The following is a 15,696-nucleotide window of genomic DNA, read 5'->3' as shown; positions in this document are numbered from 1 at the left end:
GAAATTTATTCAATTTATTCAGGTTTCTCTAGTCGTATCGTGCTAGTCGAGGTAACATATTGCGTCTTTAAATTTACTGTGATAGGACTTTCATGCGCGAGTACGCTGTTTTTACTTCGGAATCTGTAAGCGAAGGTCATCCAGATAAAATGGCCGATCAAATCAGTGATGCTATTTTGGATGCAATTTTAAGAGAAGACCCATATGCACGGGTGGCTTGTGAAACATTAGTAAAAACGGGTGCGGTTGTACTTGCAGGTGAAATTACAACCACTGCCAATGTCGATGTTGAAGCGATTGTGCGTAAAACAGTCAATGGTATCGGCTACCATCATTCAGATCTTGGTTTTGATGGCTCAACATGTGCTGTTATTAACATGATTGGTAAGCAGTCTCCTGAAATTGCACAAGGTGTTGACCGCCAAAAACCTGAAGATCAAGGTGCGGGTGACCAAGGCTTAATGTTCGGTTACGCAAGTCGTGAAACTGATGTGTTAATGCCAGCGCCGATTTCTTATGCACACCGCCTCATGGAACGTCAGGCTGAGTTACGCCGCTCTGGTACATTACCTTGGTTGCGTCCAGATGCAAAAAGCCAAGTGACTTTTGCTTATGAAAATGGCAAACCTGTTCGCCTAGATGCAGTTGTACTGTCAACACAACACGATCCTGAGATTTCACAAGCAAACTTAAAAGAAGCTGTGATTGAAGAAATCGTGAAAAAAATCATTCCTGCTGAAATGTTCCATGCAGGCACCAAATTCCACATCAACCCAACGGGTATGTTTGTGATTGGTGGACCAGTGGGTGACTGTGGTTTGACAGGTCGTAAGATTATTGTCGATACCTACGGCGGTATGGCGCGTCATGGTGGCGGTGCTTTCTCTGGTAAAGACCCATCTAAAGTTGACCGTTCTGCGGCTTATGCAGGTCGTTATGTTGCAAAAAATATTGTTGCGGCAGGCTTAGCTGACAAATGTGAAATTCAAGTGAGTTATGCGATTGGTGTTGCAGAACCAACTTCGATTTCGATCAACACATTTAACACTGCAAAAGTAGATGATGAATTGATCATTGCTTTGGTTCGTGAGTACTTCGACTTACGCCCATACGGTATTACTCGCATGTTGAACTTGATCCAGCCAATGTACAAGCAAACAGCAGCCTATGGTCACTTTGGTCGCCAAGGCTCTGACACTGCATTTACATGGGAAAAAACTGACAAGGCTGAAGCACTTCGCCAAGCTGCTGGTCTGTAAGCGTAAATGTAAATACAGTTAAACCTAAAATAGCTCGCTCTCGGCGGGCTATTTTTATGCCTGCTTTAATTTATTGTTTTTTTGTCTGAATTTAACAAGTCTGTAATCGTCTTTGACTCAGGCTCAACTGGATGATTATTGAAATAAAGTTTGCCTAGTGTGATTCCCAACGCAATCACTACTCCAGCAACACAACAAAAGAACCAGAAACCAAAAGGGCTGCGAATATTGTGAGAGCCACAATTTGGACAGGTGTTATCCGTTGCGCGAACAACCTGATTACAACAGGCACAGCGATATTGATACATTACCTCCCCCCTTTAATTTAGATGAAGCGATTATGTTCAAGCTATTTTTTGATCATAGTCACAGAATAAAATTGCTTCAAGATATTTTTATGAATTTATTCGAGCAAATTATTCAAAAATATTATCTATAGAGTTCGATGTATTCTCAGTTTAAAATAACGTCTTTATCGCAATCCAAACATCTCTAGCTTATGGAAAAACTTATTGTTAAAGGTGGTTTTCGTGAACGTGCCAATCGCCAGCGTAAATATCAAAATTCGGAAAATCAACAAACAACCCTACAGCCACATCGCTATACAGTAACTGATCAAGCGCCTGCTGCTACATCAAGCAAGACTGAAACGACTAAATCAGAGACAAAATCTGAACAATAAAAAACCGAATCCTCAAGATTCGGTTTTTAGAAAATAAATATAGATAATTTAGCTTTTCTTTATATCTTTCATTTCAATTTTTTGGCGATCTGGGCTCACTTCGCGCGCTTCACCATCAATAACACTGGAATCATGTGAGCTACCGCCTTGCATATTCTGCATTTGACGCATTAAATCTGCAAAAGGGTTTTGAGCGTTCTGTTCGCCTCCCATCATCTTATTCATCATGGCTTGTTGGCGTTTTGCCATTGCTGACATTAGTGCATTGACCAACAGTTTTTGTACAGGAGGTAATAACACCAAAACAGCGATCACATCAGTGATTAATCCAGGAATCATCAACAAGATGCCTGCAACAGCAACAGCGATTTTACGTGTCACAACAGGGTCTGTCGCAAGCTGCCCTGTCATTTGTAATTGTTGTAACTGTGGCATAATGGTAGCTGCACTTGAGCGCAACAACTTAAAACCAATAACAAATGCAATGATGAACCAGAAAAACACATACCATCCACTAATGAAATGTGCCACACCAATCCATACCGCAATTTCAAGTATTGCACCAATCAGCACAGCTAGTATTAAGTTCATGAAATTTAAGTTAATCCTTTCAAAATAAATCAGATATACTGCTTTTTTCAAGCTATCCTTTAACAATATGGGCATTCTTTTATTTTTAAAGCCCTAGTGATTTATAATTATTTATTTTTACAAAAATACGGTCTTTCTAAATTTGCACAAACAAAAATAAAGAGCAATCCAATCAAAATTTATGAATTACTCTCTATTCTTATTCTGATACTCATCCACCCATTTGGGGGAATTCCAGTAAAAGCTTATCTTCTAACCTAGCAACGGCCTTTTTTCGCTTGTCCTGGAGGACAGAAACCTCTATCTCCATCATCATAACCGCCATGGGAAGCATGACCAGGATCAACCACAACACTTCCCGCTGGGGTATATACAGCGCAGGCAGATAACGACAAAGTGAATATCACACCTAAACCTAAAAGTATTTGTTTCATTTACCCAACCTTTTGATATTTCATTTTTATATGATGTAACATTTACTCACAATAATCAGTATTATTTTGTTACTTATCTAAATCTTAAATATCACAGAACTACAAATCGCTACGGTTTTCAGCAGATTCAACTGCATAAATAATCATGAAACCCTATAATAAAAAATGTTTGTATAACACAGTGAATAGAATGTCATTAATTATTGGTATCGATCCTGGTTCTCGCCTGACTGGTTATGGGATTATTGAGCATCAGGGTAGCCAGCTAAAATTTGTCGATGCAGGGACGATTCGCACAGAAACTCAAGAGATGCCCGAACGCCTAAAAAGAATTTTTGCAGGGGTTGAACGTATTGTAAAATTTCATGGCCCAACTGAAGCTGCTGTTGAACAAGTTTTTATGGCACAAAATCCTGATTCAGCACTCAAACTTGGACAAGCGCGTGGTGCAGCCATTGCCGCTCTCGTCAACCTTGATTTGCAAGTTGCCGAATATACTGCCCGCCAAATCAAACAATCTGTGGTTGGTTATGGTGCTGCGGACAAAGAACAAGTGCAAATGATGGTGATGAGACTTTTAAAACTCGAAATCAAACCTCAAGCTGATGCTGCCGATGCACTTGCCGCAGCAATTTGCCATGCTCACGCTTCAGGTAGTATGAGTAAACTTGCAGTATTGAATGCTTTAGGGGGCATGGCTCGTGGGCGTAGCCGCTATAGTTCTCGTCGCCGCTAAATCGTTTATAGTTACTGAGCAACATTAACAACCTGATACACAGCCCGTGGCATGTGACAGGCTTGAATGCCTCGCATGCCCTGTTTCGCAAGTACATCTCCTGCCTGTGCATGCAAAGTCACCACTTGATGCAAAGCAACTTGCTCATGCAACTGCGCTTTTAGCCCGACGATCATGCCTGCTAGTGTATCCCCCATTCCACCTGTTCCCATACCAGAGTTACCCACAGTACACACCCAGAGTTGCTGTTTTTCCAACACTAAACTTCCCGAACCTTTGAGTAACCATTGCCCTGAGAATTTGGCAGCTAATGCTTGGATTGCAGCCACTCGATCCTGCTCTACCTCTGCACTACGACAACCCAACAGACGCGCAGCCTCACCCGAATGCGGCGTTAGATACATCTGTTCAGACAGTTGCATAGGCTGTTCGGCCAAGAACCATAAAGCATCTGCATCCAAAACCACTTCTAAATGCATATGTTGTAGCAAAGGCTTAAACCATGCCTGAAATATCTGCCTTGACCAATCATCTCGCCCAAGCCCCATCCCCAAACAAACGGCATCAACAGCTTGTAAAGTTTCATTAATTTTCTCAGCAGTAAAAGCTTCAATATCTCGTACCATTACATTTGGAGCACGTGCCAGTATGGCTGAATGATGTCGCCGATGACAAATCACACTCACCTTACCTGCGCCCACCGCAAAAGCAGCTTCGGCCGCCATAATGACTGCGCCGCCCATATCAGCATGCCCACCAATCACTAAAGCATGCCCATAAGTGCCTTTATGCCCAAAAGCCTGTCGCAAAGGTAAATTAATGGTTGTTGGTGATAACTGCGCTAAAGCATTTAACTGTGAATCGGGTGGAATCAGGGAGAGTAATTGTACCTGCCCTGAAAATTCTTTGCCCTGCCCTGTAAACAATCCAATTTTATAACCTAAAGCAGTCAAGGTCAGATCGGCTTTAATGGCACAAGGTAAAGGCTGACCTGTATTGGCATGTAAACCACTGGGGATGTCGATACTAATTTTTAACTCAGAACATTGATTAAACCGCTGAATAATCTGCTGCCAGTCCTGATTTAGTTCACGATTTAGTCCTATACCAAACAAAGCATCGATATGAGCATCGTAATGATCTGCTACATTAAAATGTGTATATAAGTTTTCAACTTTATCTTGTGCATATAAAAATGCCTGTTGCAATGCTGGAGAGTCACCACGTTCAGCAGCATAAATATCAACCTGATATCCCTGCTCTGCCAAGTAAGCGGCAATAAAATAACCATCTCCTGCATTATTGCCTGTACCACACCAGACTGCGATACGTTTTATCATCTTAGACTGCTGTGCAAAATAACCCAGTAAATGTAAATGGCTCTGCCATGCAACCTGTTTCATCAAGCCCAATGCGCTATTATTCTGAGCAAACCAGCGTTGCTCCCATGCTTGAATTTCACGGCTATGGTACACTTGCTGCTGCATGTTTATTCCCCTTGTTGTTATGTCATCCACCATACCACTTCAACAATTTGATCCACAAGAATTAAAAGCATGGATTAAAGCTGAAGCTTTAGCACTTGGCTTTGCTGATTGTGTGATTGCCAAACCTACTCGCCAAGACAAAGAAATGCCGCGGTTTTTAGAGTATCTGGAGCGTGGCTATCATGGGGATATGCACTATTTAAACGACAATTTAGATAAACGCGCCGACCCGATCTTATTGGTACCTGGTACGCAAAGCATTATTTGTGTACGCATGAATTATTTGGTTGAAACCCCGAAACCTCGTTATGTGCCTTTTGCCCCCAACAGTGCCATTATTGCCCGTTATGCACGTGGGCGTGATTATCATAAAGTCATGCGTGGGCGACTCAAGACTTTGACACAAAAAATCCGTGAGCGTGTCGGTGACTTTGAAGCCCGACCTTTTGCTGACTCCGCCCCGATTTTTGAAAAGGCTATTCATGAAAGTGCAGGTATGGGCTGGACAGGCAAACATACGCTGCTGATTCAAAAAAAATCAGGGTCTTTTTTTGTGTTGGGTGAATTATTTACATCACTCGACTTACCTGCTGATCCACCGACAACTGCTCATTGCGGTTCATGTTCAGCTTGCATCGACATTTGCCCAACGCAAGCTATTGTTGAACCTTATATGCTTGATGCACGTCGTTGTATCGCTTATTTAACCATTGAGTATAAAGGGATTATTCCTGAAGAATTTCGTGAAGGCATTGGTAACCGTATTTTTGGTTGTGATGACTGCCAACTTATTTGCCCGTGGAATAGTTTTGCCAAAATTACTCCAATTGAGGACTTTCATCCGCGGCATGGACTTGATCAGGCATCCTTACTTGACCTTTGGACATGGGATGAAGCTACATTTTTACAATGTACAGAAGGTAGCCCTATTCGGCGGACAGGATTCCAAAGTTTTAAACGTAATGTGGCGATTGGTTTAGGTAATGCGCCTTATGATTCTGAAATTATTCAAGCCTTAGAACAAGGTAAAAACCTGCATGATGACATTGTCAATGTACATATCGACTGGGCAATTCAGCAACAACTTAAAAAAGCCACTTCAACGCATTTTTTTAAATAACAAAATATAAGATGAATAAACTTCTTCATTCCAGATTGGATCATTTTTCATCAAAATAAAAAATCCAACAGGTAAATTCGAGGTTTTTGCAATGATCTTGCAATCAATGGCTTTAAATTCACAAAAGATAAACAATCAAATTTTTTAACAAATTTTGGAAAGTTTTGCCCTGTTGTTTTTATATGAACGAGTTAATATCATGTTATTAACTTGATGCACAACAGGGCGATTATGCACGTGAGAAACGATTGGACTCGTGAAGAAATCCAAAAGCTATATGAACAACCTTTTCTAGACTTGGTGTTTGAAGCTCAGCGTGTTCACCGCGAGAATTTTTCTGCCAATACTATTCAAGTCAGCACTTTACTTTCAATTAAAACAGGGAAATGCCCTGAAGACTGTAAATACTGCTCTCAGTCTGCACATTATGATTCTAAATTAGAAGCCGAAAAACGTATTGCTGTTGATAAAGTGATTGCTGAAGCTAAAGAAGCTAAAGAATCAGGTTCTTCACGTTTTTGTATGGGTGCAGCATGGCGTAACCCGCATGAACGTGACATGCCTTATGTGTTAGAAATGGTTAAAGAAGTGAAAGCGCTTGGCATGGAAACATGTATGACTTTAGGTATGCTCAACCAGTCACAAGCTGAACGCTTACGAGATGCAGGTTTAGACTACTATAACCACAACCTAGACACGTCTCGCGAATACTATAGCAATATCATCAGTACACGCACCTTTGATGACCGTCTCAACACGTTAGACCACGTACGCAACGCAGGTTTAAAAGTATGTAGTGGCGGTATCGTTGGTCTAGGCGAACAAAAACAAGACCGTATTGGTTTGCTGCATGAATTAGCAACCCTGCCAATTCATCCTGAATCTGTGCCAATCAACATGCTTGTTCCAATTGAAGGCACACCACTTGAAGAAGTTGAAAAACTTGAAGTGACTGAATGGATTCGTACCATTGCGGTTGCACGTATTATCATGCCAAAAAGTTATATTCGTCTATCAGCAGGTCGTGAGTCACTGTCTGACACTGATCAAGCAATGGCATTTATGGCAGGTGCAAACTCACTGTTCTCTGGTGAAAAACTACTGACCACACCAAATGCAGGCGAAGGTCGCGACAAGGTCTTGTTCAGTAAACTCGGTTTAGTTGCGGAAAAACCAAAACTTACTGCAGCTGAACTTTCTGTCGATGCAATGACTGAATCAGCTTAAAATTCAAAAATAATTTAAAGAGGTGATTTATACGTATAAATCACCTCTTTTTTTCGCTTCTCAGGAAGTCACTAAAATTCCATACTTTGCGGTTAAATACATTCCTACACGAATCTGATCAACACCTGCGACATGCGTCACAGTCAGTTCTTGCTGTTGTACATCAAAGTGTAATTCATCAAAACAATCCTGATGCTGCAATAACCACAACATCGTGTCTGTAATATTTTCATCGACAATATATGTGTCTGCCTGAAAATCTTTCATCATTTTTTCTCTTTTACCCAACGATACTACAACCGTATTTTATCGGATGATTCTCACAAGAAATCAATCTCATTTTTTAAATATCACACATAAAAAAACACCATCGGTAAAGATGGCGTTGGAAAACTGGTATAATCTTAAAATGTATTTTATATATATGTTAAATTGTATTAATACCTTAATTTTAAATATATTTTCAATAAACTATCGATAGACATAAAAGTAGCATGGGTTTTTTATAAAAACAATACGACTTAATAATAAACTTAAAATAACACGTACTAAATTTTATATTTCAGCACCTATAATAATCTAAAATAAAAACCAAATATTAAAAATAAGATATTGATATAAAATAATTTAATAGAAAAATAAAAACTAAAACCAATCATCAAAACAACACTTTTCAATATATTTGTAACAAAAAAATATCCTAGTTTTCTTCGTATTAATAAATACCATCACAATATTATTTATCTTTATAAAAATGCCAAAAAATCAAATCATTAACCACAAAAACACAATACAATGCACATAAATTATTTTCATTAATAAATTATTACAGATAACAATATAATCACACTCTTCCTGAAATTTTATTATTTTTATTTATTGCATAAAAAAAGCCCACCAAAGTGAGCTTTGTTAAAATAGCAAAATTAATAGATTGCCATATGGTTACGATGAATCATTTCCAAAGAACGCGCTTCACCCAAGACTTGAAAAACCTTATCAGATGCTAGCCCTTTGACAATATCTGCAGAACGAGAACTAAAATTCACACGACCCACAGCAACACGCTGCCCATTCGTATCGACGCATTCAACCACATCACCGCGGTCGAAATGCCCTTCAATAGCTTTAACACCCACAGGCAACAAGCTACGATGTTTTTTCTTAATCGCTTCCACCGCGCCATCATCAATCACTAAACGACCCGCGGTTTGCAAATGTGCAGCAAGCCATTGTTGATGAGCTGTCATGCGGTCATTGTCTGTCACAAACAATGTTCCCAGCATTTCACCAGACATAAGACGCGACAACACCAAATCGCTGTCACCACTCGCAATTAAGGTTGGACAACCTGACTTGGCTGCTAAACGTGCTGCACGCACTTTGGTAACCATACCACCACGCCCAAGCAAACCACCACCACCTGCCATTTCAAACAAGCTGTCGTCTAACGCACGGACGCTCGAGAGCAATTTAGCATTTGGATTGGAACGAGGATCTGCATCGAACATGCCCTGCTGATCTGTCAAGATAATCAATAAATCAGCATGCACCTGACCGGCAACCATGGCAGCCAAAGTATCGTTATCACCAAAACGGATTTCATCGGTAGATACCGTGTCATTTTCATTAATGACTGGAATCACGCGCCATTCGATCAAGTGTTGCAATGCATCACATGAGTTTAGATAGCGACGGCGATCTGCCAAATCATCATGAGTCAATAACACCTGTGCCGTCTGAATATGGTGTTTTTCGAGAACACTTGACCAAGTCTGAATCAAACCCATCTGCCCAATGGCAGCGCAGGCTTGTAGACTTGGCAAATCTGTGGGTCGTGCGGCAAGTTTCATACGTACCATGCCTTCTGCTACAGCGCCAGATGAAACCAGAATGATTTCATGCCCAGAACGATGCAAATCGGCAATTTGACTTGCCCAATGAGAAATTGCATCGAGGTCTAAACCTTGACCATTTGCTGTAAGTAAAGAAGAGCCGATTTTCACAACGATACGTTTATAGCCAGTTAGCTGACGTTGCCCATTCACCACTTCAATCATTATGTCCTCAGTCGTACTTATCGTACGTATATCACTTCTACTTCGTCGTCTTCTTCATCGTCATCATCAAAGTCATCATCATCACCTTGACGTTGTGCTCTACGCATCGCACGATATGCTTCTTTAGCAGCCAATGTTTGCTCACGTGTTTCAGCTTCAAGCTGATCACGGAAGGCTTTCATTTCTGCTGCATATTCAGGATCTTCAACTTCACGCTCACGCTGTTGTTCAATCTGATCCATCAAATAGTACACAACTTCTTTGGTACCTTCTTCAAGCAACCCTGATGTTCTAAATACAGGTCCGTGCCAGTCCAGCTCAGTCAAAATGTGCTGACACCATTCTTCACGGTTTTCTTCATCGATCTGATCAAGTTTGTTCAATACAAGAACGACTGGCAATTTAGCCAAAGTTGGGGAGAACTTCTTCAACTCTGCCATAATCGCTTTGGCATTATGCGCAGGGTCTGAACCATCAATCGGTTGTACATCAACAATATGCAACAAGATACGCGTACGTGCCAAGTGTTTCAGGAAGCGAATCCCCAAACCTGCACCTTCTGCCGCGCCTTCGATCAACCCTGGAATATCTGCCATCACAAATGAGCGATGACGGTCAGCATCAACCACACCCAAGTTTGGTACCATCGTGGTAAATGGATAATCAGCCACTTTTGGTTTTGCTGCAGATACTGCACGAATAAAAGTTGATTTTCCTGCATTTGGCATACCGAGTAAGCCAACATCCGCAAGGACTTTCAACTCTAGGCGAATTTCACGGAATTCGCCTTTAATCCCTGTGGTAAATTTACGTGGGGAACGGTTGGTTGATGATTTAAAATGGGTATTCCCTAAACCACCATCACCACCTTGTGCAACAAGCACACGCTGACCATTTTCAATAAGGTCACCAATAATGTCACCAGACTCTGTATCTACAATAGTTGTTCCAACAGGAACCTTTAAAATAACGTCGGGCGCGCCACGACCAGCACAGTTTGCACCAGAACCATTTTTTCCACGTTCAGCGCGGAATTTACGGGTATATCGATAATCGACCAAGGTACTGGTGTCAGTATCAGCCTGAATATACACGCTGCCTCCACGACCACCATCCCCACCATCTGGACCACCAAATGGGACAAATTTTTCACGGCGAAAACTGGCTACGCCATTGCCACCGTCGCCAGCATCTACGGTAATGACTGCTTCATCAACAAAGCGCATTGGCCAATCCTCTAAATCTCTAAAACCGTCTATTCTGCCATATTTTAATAAATTTCTCGAATAGAAAAATGACACAATTGGTTTTTATCGTTATTACAACTCAAATTTTCTTATGTTGAAGAATAAATTCAAGATTTTGCTCAATCCACTCAACCAGTTGGGTAATTTGCTGTGCGGCAAGTTCTCCAAGCTCTGTTAGCTGATACTCAACTCTTGGCGGAACTTCTGGATACACAGTGCGACTGACAAAACCATCTTTTTCCAAGATCTTGAGAGTTTGGGTCAGCATTTTTTCACTCACACCATCAATTCTCTTTCTGAGCTGGCTAAAACGCTGCACCCCTTCACTTAAACAGCGCAGTACCAATACCGCCCATTTACTGGTGAGATGTTCCAAAATTTCTCGTGACGGGCACTGACTGGATAAAACATAACCCATTAGATTTTGACTTGTCTGTGTCATAGCAAAATTCTTACCTCAACATCATTAACTTACTTTTAGGTGTGTACTTACTTTTAGTAAGTTTTGGAATTATGATCATATCACAAAATATATTGCAGAACTTACTTAACCTTAGGTCAGGAAATCAGAATGAAAATTGCTATTACAGGCGCAACAGGTCAACTTGGACAACATGTCATTCAGTTTTTATTAAACAACCAAGCCCCAGAAAATATTGTGGCTTTAGTACGCAATCAAGATAAAGCTCTTCACTTAACACAACAAAGAATCAACGTCCGTTATTTTAATTATGATGAACCTGTCTCTTTAACGCCTGCACTTCAAGGCATCGACAAATTACTTTTAATTTCAGCCAATGAAGTGGGTCGCCGCACACCACAACATCAAGCAATAATTGAAGCCGCTCAAAAAGCTAAAGTGAAACATATCGTCTATACCAGTTTATTCAATGCAGAGTATTCACCACTTGCACTTGCTCAAGAGCATCGGGAAACTGAAGCTCTTCTCAAAGAGAGTGGTATAGCCTACACACTGCTACGTAATAACTGGTATAGCGAAAATTATTTAGCAACTTTACCCCAGATCATTACACAAGGTGTTTTGTATGGCGCAGCAGGCGAAGGTAAAATTAGCTCAGCTTCACGTCAAGATTATGCTGAAGCAGCAGCCAAAGTGCTCATCAGTTCAGGGCATGAACACAAAGTTTATGAACTTGCAGGTTCAGGTAGTTTTACACTTTCTAAGCTTGCAGAAATCATCACTCAAATCTCAGGAAAAACTGTACGCTACCAAAATCTGACTGCTCAAGAATATACTGAAGCCTTACTTGCGGCGGATTTACCCGAAGGTTTAGTGAACGTGATTGTCGATGCCGATATACAAGCAGCGCAAGGTGCAATGTATAGTGACTCAAAAGACTTAGAACTATTGATCGGTCATGCAAGCACTGATATTAAATCCCAAATCAAACAACTAATGACTTCTTAAAGTCGCGAATAAAAAACCCAGTCAAAAGACTGGGTTTTTGCTAGAGAAACAACAGCAATTAAGCTTGAGTTGTGCTCGGAACTTTAGGGTAGCTAATACCACTCATTTGTTCAGCGATACGCAACACTTGGCAGCTATAACCCACTTCGTTGTCATACCATACATAAGCAGTTAAACGGTTACCAGAAACGATTGTTGCTTGCGCATCAAAAATACCTGCGCTGCGTGAACCGATAAAGTCGCTTGAAACCACTTCAGTCGAGTTGGTATAACCAATTTGACCTTGTAGGTTTGAATTGATTGAAATTTGGCGAACATATTCGTTCACTTCGTCACGATCAATTTCTTTATCTAAAGTCAAGTTCAAGATTGCTAAAGATACGTTTGGTGTTGGAACGCGTACTGAGTTACCAGTCAATTTACCTTTCAATGCAGGCAATGCTTTAGCAACTGCTTTAGCTGCACCTGTTTCAGTAATAACCATGTTCAGTGTCGCAGCACGACCACGGCGATCTGCTTTATGATAGTTATCAATCAGGTTTTGGTCATTGGTAAATGAGTGAACAGTTTCAACATGACCATTAAGAACTTTATATTTGTCGTCTAATACTTTCAACAACGGTGTGATCGCATTAGTTGTACAGCTTGCCGCAGAGATGATTTTGTCTTCATCCAAGATGTCTGCTTGGTTTACACCAAACACCACGTTTTTCATCTCGCCTTTACTTGGTGCAGTCAATACAACACGTGCAACACCAGCGCATTTCAAGTGTTGAGCAAGACCTTCTGCATCACGCCATTTACCTGTATTGTCAATTAACAATGCATTTTCAATACCGTATTGTGTGTAATCAACTTCTGCTGGGTTAGATGCATAAATTACTTTAATGAAGTTACCATTAGCAATAATTGCTTCGTTTTCTTCATCAACTGAAATTGTGCCAGCAAAAGAACCATGAATTGAATCACGACGCAACAAAGATGCACGTTTTGCTAAATCGCCATCTGAAGTTTTACGTACAACAATCGCTTTTAGGCTTAAACCACGACCAATACCAGTTTGTTCGATGATTAAGCGTGCCAAGATACGACCAATGCGACCAAAACCATAAAGAACAACATCTTTAGGTTCAACTTCAGTAGCACGGTTTTGAATTGCTTGTACAGCTTTTGCAACAAAGGCGTCTACATCACCACCTTTTTCTTTGTATTCTACAGCGAGTTTACCAAGATCAACTTCGGCAGAACCAATATTGTCGATTTTTGCTAATGCTTCTAAAATCGGGAAAGTATTAACAACAGACAGTTCAACATCTACAATACGAGTACGACGATGTGCTTTTAAAATCTGAATCACTGAACGGTTAACTAAAGCGCGACCATACACAGAAGTGACGATGTTTTTTTCACGGTATAATTGACCGATTAAAACAATCATTTTTTCTGCGATTTCTTCGCGGTTCTTCCAGCGACCCTGATGTTCTGCATGTAGAGCGACAATCGTTTCTTTGCTCACAAGTACGTCCTCAAATTATAGAAGTGTTTATCGCGGATAATTTTAAAGGAAAACTGCGCAAGTTTAAATTAAAATAACGATAGTATTATCATAAAAAGATTATACTATCGTCATATTCATAAAAAAATATTATATATTTACAAATAAAATGAATATAAAACTCATCTAATTAGTTGAATTTAATTATTTTTCTCGATTACTTCCAACACGTTCAGAGAATTTTTCAATATTAGTAATCAGTGCATAACGTTTACGCTGTTGCAAGTAAATATGCCACATTCCTTCCAAAACTAAAATACCAACAGCACACCAAATTGGAATATAAGTAAACCATTCTTCTGCATGGATCTTCTCTCCTAAAATGACAGCAGAAATGGCTAAAAGCACAGGTTCAAGATAACTGAGCAACCCAAATAAGACCATAGGCAAATAACGGCTTGCCAAAATATAGCTTCCAAGACCTATCGCACTCAAGATTCCCAAACCAATGATCGCAGTAATTAAATGGGGCTGCTCAAGGAATGTGCTCCAAGGTAAAGTCCATGTTTGCACAAAATAAATCGCGATAGGCAACATAAGCATGTTGTCCCACCAAAAACCACCCAGATGGTCAGTTTTAATAACTTTACGTAAAAAGAAATAGGCTGAATAACCCAAGGCAACCAACAAGGTTTCCCATGGAATACTACCAACACGCCAAAATTCATGTGCTACACCCAATACAGCACATAAAACAGCAATTTTTTGAAACCAAGACAGCTTTTCTTTGTAAAAAATACTACCAACCGAAACCAAGACTAAAGGCAATAAAAAATAACCCAAAGACACCTGCATGCCTCGCCCATGCATCGGCGCCCAGAGAAATAACCAAAGCTGCACAGCAGCCAGCATCGCTGTCAACAACAGTAATAAGAAAAATGTCGGTTTTTGTTTGACACGTTCATACACCTGACGAATCAGATGAAGATCACCACTCAACCACATAAACAGGGTTAAAAATGGTAATAATGCAATCATTCTCCAGCCAAAGGTTTGTGAACCATCAAAAATTTTAAGGAATTGACTGTAAAAATACAAAATCCCGAAAACTGTAGAGGCTAAAACAGAAAAAAATATGCCTTTAACCATCTACACCCCCGAGTGAAATATCACAAGAAAACATAGAATAACCAAATACTTTTAGAACAACGAACAGGGAGAAAGAGCACGGCTTAGATTTTTTAAAAATTTATACCGTTTACTCAAAAAAACACCAGCTAATTATATCGGGGTTTGGTTATTTTCTGTTGGCTTTTTAATTATTTTTTTCAGTTTGTAGGGTACGAATCAAATCGTTAGTGTTATAGCCAAGGCTTTGTGCATACTTGATATATTCCTGTACGACATCCTCCGACAAATGTGGTTCACGTGACAAAATCCAGAGGTATTTTCGCTTTGGTTCACCCACAAGCACAGTATGGTAATTCTCATCAAGTTTCAAAATCCAGTAATCCCCTCGCCCTACAGGTAGCCAACGTAGCGATTCTGGCAAAAAACTCACACGCAATTTGCTGTTATGCGGTGCATTGACTACATAAGCCTCACCCTGTGCCTGCTCCAAGTGCCCATCCGTATTGACACAGCTATTTTCAACACTGATATTGCCATTCACATTCAGCGTATAAACCGCCTGCACATTACGTGCACATTGTTTTTGGTAATACATTGGTTTTCTGGCAATTTCATACCAAACACCCAAGTATTTTGCCAAATCAACCTGCGCAATGGTCGGCATTGGCTTTTGTGCATGTGTCATCACTGATGTACCAATGCCCAGCAATACGGTTGCGACTACCAGTTTTTTGAACCATGATTTTGTTTTCAGTTTTTTATTCACTTTTGGCCATCCTCATCAATCCTCAAAAAGGA

17 protein-coding genes are annotated in these 15,696 nt (G+C 40.3%); 6 read left to right on the top strand and 11 right to left on the bottom strand.

Going from position 1 to position 15,696, the window contains the following annotated elements; genetic code table 11:
* Positions 1 to 92 precede the first annotated feature (92 nt).
* The gene (gene metK, locus ACX1N5_RS11355; protein WP_458802398.1) at positions 93 to 1,259 is read left to right on the top strand and encodes a methionine adenosyltransferase; all 1,167 of its coding nucleotides are present in this window, start codon (positions 93 to 95) and stop codon (positions 1,257 to 1,259) included.
* Between the two features lie 65 nt (positions 1,260 to 1,324).
* Here the strand turns inward: metK and ACX1N5_RS11350 are convergent, their stop codons facing one another.
* Positions 1,325 to 1,567: a hypothetical protein gene (locus ACX1N5_RS11350; protein WP_458802400.1), complete on the bottom strand. Its 243-nt coding sequence runs from the start codon at positions 1,565 to 1,567 to the stop codon at positions 1,325 to 1,327.
* A gap of 191 nt (positions 1,568 to 1,758) precedes the next feature.
* On the opposite strand from ACX1N5_RS11350, the gene ACX1N5_RS11345 reads away from it, so the two are divergent.
* Positions 1,759 to 1,941 carry a hypothetical protein gene (locus tag ACX1N5_RS11345; protein ID WP_458802402.1) on the top strand — a complete coding sequence of 61 codons (183 nt, stop codon included), beginning with the start codon at positions 1,759 to 1,761 and terminating at the stop codon, positions 1,939 to 1,941.
* 48 nt (positions 1,942 to 1,989) lie between these two features.
* Here ACX1N5_RS11345 and ACX1N5_RS11340 read toward each other — a convergent pair whose 3' ends face one another.
* A complete protein-coding gene (locus ACX1N5_RS11340) occupies positions 1,990 to 2,532 on the bottom strand; it encodes an FxsA family protein (protein ID WP_458802404.1) in 543 nt (180 codons plus the stop codon).
* A 257-nt stretch (positions 2,533 to 2,789) separates the two neighbouring features.
* A complete protein-coding gene (locus ACX1N5_RS11335) occupies positions 2,790 to 2,966 on the bottom strand; it encodes a hypothetical protein (RefSeq protein WP_458802406.1) in 177 nt (58 codons plus the stop codon).
* A gap of 190 nt (positions 2,967 to 3,156) precedes the next feature.
* On the opposite strand from ACX1N5_RS11335, the gene ruvC reads away from it, so the two are divergent.
* Positions 3,157 to 3,702, top strand: a complete 546-nt coding sequence (gene ruvC / locus ACX1N5_RS11330) for a crossover junction endodeoxyribonuclease RuvC (RefSeq protein ID WP_004752762.1) — start codon at positions 3,157 to 3,159, stop codon at positions 3,700 to 3,702.
* An 11-nt stretch (positions 3,703 to 3,713) separates the two neighbouring features.
* Here the strand turns inward: ruvC and ACX1N5_RS11325 are convergent, their stop codons facing one another.
* On the bottom strand, positions 3,714 to 5,189 hold the full coding sequence (locus ACX1N5_RS11325; RefSeq protein ID WP_458802407.1) for an NAD(P)H-hydrate dehydratase: 1,476 nt from the start codon (positions 5,187 to 5,189) through the stop codon (positions 3,714 to 3,716).
* A 19-nt stretch (positions 5,190 to 5,208) separates the two neighbouring features.
* On the opposite strand from ACX1N5_RS11325, the gene queG reads away from it, so the two are divergent.
* Together queG and bioB are read left to right on the top strand one after the other, a co-directional pair.
* Positions 5,209 to 6,309, top strand: coding sequence for a tRNA epoxyqueuosine(34) reductase QueG (gene queG, locus ACX1N5_RS11320; protein WP_458802441.1), 1,101 nt, complete (start codon positions 5,209 to 5,211; stop codon positions 6,307 to 6,309).
* Positions 6,310 to 6,540: 231 nt separating this feature from the next.
* Positions 6,541 to 7,536: a biotin synthase BioB gene (gene bioB, locus ACX1N5_RS11315; RefSeq protein ID WP_004752765.1), complete on the top strand. Its 996-nt coding sequence runs from the start codon at positions 6,541 to 6,543 to the stop codon at positions 7,534 to 7,536.
* A 60-nt stretch (positions 7,537 to 7,596) separates the two neighbouring features.
* Here the strand turns inward: bioB and ACX1N5_RS11310 are convergent, their stop codons facing one another.
* The 4 genes from ACX1N5_RS11310 to ACX1N5_RS11295 form a co-directional block, all read right to left on the bottom strand.
* Entirely contained in the window at positions 7,597 to 7,806 is a 210-nt protein-coding gene (locus ACX1N5_RS11310) for a hypothetical protein (RefSeq protein ID WP_458802409.1), read from the bottom strand.
* A gap of 656 nt (positions 7,807 to 8,462) precedes the next feature.
* Positions 8,463 to 9,596, bottom strand: coding sequence for a glutamate 5-kinase (gene proB, locus ACX1N5_RS11305; protein ID WP_131380579.1), 1,134 nt, complete (start codon positions 9,594 to 9,596; stop codon positions 8,463 to 8,465).
* Between the two features lie 17 nt (positions 9,597 to 9,613).
* Positions 9,614 to 10,822, bottom strand: a complete 1,209-nt coding sequence (gene cgtA / locus ACX1N5_RS11300) for an Obg family GTPase CgtA (protein ID WP_131380581.1) — start codon at positions 10,820 to 10,822, stop codon at positions 9,614 to 9,616.
* 100 nt (positions 10,823 to 10,922) lie between these two features.
* Positions 10,923 to 11,285 carry a winged helix-turn-helix transcriptional regulator gene (locus tag ACX1N5_RS11295; RefSeq protein ID WP_131380583.1) on the bottom strand — a complete coding sequence of 121 codons (363 nt, stop codon included), beginning with the start codon at positions 11,283 to 11,285 and terminating at the stop codon, positions 10,923 to 10,925.
* Between the two features lie 129 nt (positions 11,286 to 11,414).
* On the opposite strand from ACX1N5_RS11295, the gene ACX1N5_RS11290 reads away from it, so the two are divergent.
* The gene (locus ACX1N5_RS11290) at positions 11,415 to 12,272 is read left to right on the top strand and encodes an SDR family oxidoreductase (protein WP_458802412.1); all 858 of its coding nucleotides are present in this window, start codon (positions 11,415 to 11,417) and stop codon (positions 12,270 to 12,272) included.
* A 58-nt stretch (positions 12,273 to 12,330) separates the two neighbouring features.
* Here the strand turns inward: ACX1N5_RS11290 and ACX1N5_RS11285 are convergent, their stop codons facing one another.
* From ACX1N5_RS11285 to ACX1N5_RS11275, 3 genes are all read right to left on the bottom strand, one after another.
* Positions 12,331 to 13,788 (bottom strand): glyceraldehyde-3-phosphate dehydrogenase, encoded by a 1,458-nt coding sequence (locus ACX1N5_RS11285; protein WP_458802414.1) that lies wholly within the window; start codon positions 13,786 to 13,788, stop codon positions 12,331 to 12,333.
* Between the two features lie 183 nt (positions 13,789 to 13,971).
* A complete protein-coding gene (gene rarD, locus ACX1N5_RS11280) occupies positions 13,972 to 14,916 on the bottom strand; it encodes an EamA family transporter RarD (RefSeq protein WP_458802416.1) in 945 nt (314 codons plus the stop codon).
* 166 nt (positions 14,917 to 15,082) lie between these two features.
* Complete coding sequence (locus ACX1N5_RS11275; RefSeq protein WP_458802418.1) at positions 15,083 to 15,664, bottom strand: lipocalin family protein; 582 nt, start codon at positions 15,662 to 15,664, stop codon at positions 15,083 to 15,085.
* Between the last annotated feature and the right edge of the window lie 32 nt (positions 15,665 to 15,696).

It is taken from the genome of Acinetobacter sp. ANC 4636 (genome assembly GCF_054454555.1).
The sequence above is the reverse complement of the archived record's forward strand: the minus strand, read 5'-3'. Positions and strand labels throughout refer to the sequence as shown.

Excerpts from the sequence above, each read along its gene's own strand:
- ACX1N5_RS11325 (WP_458802407.1), bottom strand. The coding sequence starts at position 5,189 with ATGCAGCAGCAAGTGTACCATAGCCGTGAAATTCAAGCATGGGAGCAA.
- ACX1N5_RS11295 (WP_131380583.1), bottom strand. The coding sequence starts at position 11,285 with ATGACACAGACAAGTCAAAATCTAATGGGTTATGTTTTATCCAGTCAG.
- rarD (WP_458802416.1), bottom strand. The coding sequence starts at position 14,916 with ATGGTTAAAGGCATATTTTTTTCTGTTTTAGCCTCTACAGTTTTCGGG.
- ACX1N5_RS11350 (WP_458802400.1), bottom strand. The coding sequence starts at position 1,567 with ATGTATCAATATCGCTGTGCCTGTTGTAATCAGGTTGTTCGCGCAACG.
- ACX1N5_RS11290 (WP_458802412.1), top strand. The coding sequence starts at position 11,415 with ATGAAAATTGCTATTACAGGCGCAACAGGTCAACTTGGACAACATGTC.
- proB (WP_131380579.1), bottom strand. The coding sequence starts at position 9,596 with ATGATTGAAGTGGTGAATGGGCAACGTCAGCTAACTGGCTATAAACGT.
- bioB (WP_004752765.1), top strand. The coding sequence starts at position 6,541 with ATGCACGTGAGAAACGATTGGACTCGTGAAGAAATCCAAAAGCTATAT.
- ACX1N5_RS11340 (WP_458802404.1), bottom strand. The coding sequence starts at position 2,532 with ATGAACTTAATACTAGCTGTGCTGATTGGTGCAATACTTGAAATTGCG.
- ruvC (WP_004752762.1), top strand. The coding sequence starts at position 3,157 with ATGTCATTAATTATTGGTATCGATCCTGGTTCTCGCCTGACTGGTTAT.
- ACX1N5_RS11310 (WP_458802409.1), bottom strand. The coding sequence starts at position 7,806 with ATGATGAAAGATTTTCAGGCAGACACATATATTGTCGATGAAAATATT.
- cgtA (WP_131380581.1), bottom strand. The coding sequence starts at position 10,822 with ATGCGCTTTGTTGATGAAGCAGTCATTACCGTAGATGCTGGCGACGGT.
- queG (WP_458802441.1), top strand. The coding sequence starts at position 5,209 with ATGTCATCCACCATACCACTTCAACAATTTGATCCACAAGAATTAAAA.
- metK (WP_458802398.1), top strand. The coding sequence starts at position 93 with ATGCGCGAGTACGCTGTTTTTACTTCGGAATCTGTAAGCGAAGGTCAT.
- ACX1N5_RS11345 (WP_458802402.1), top strand. The coding sequence starts at position 1,759 with ATGGAAAAACTTATTGTTAAAGGTGGTTTTCGTGAACGTGCCAATCGC.
- ACX1N5_RS11335 (WP_458802406.1), bottom strand. The coding sequence starts at position 2,966 with ATGAAACAAATACTTTTAGGTTTAGGTGTGATATTCACTTTGTCGTTA.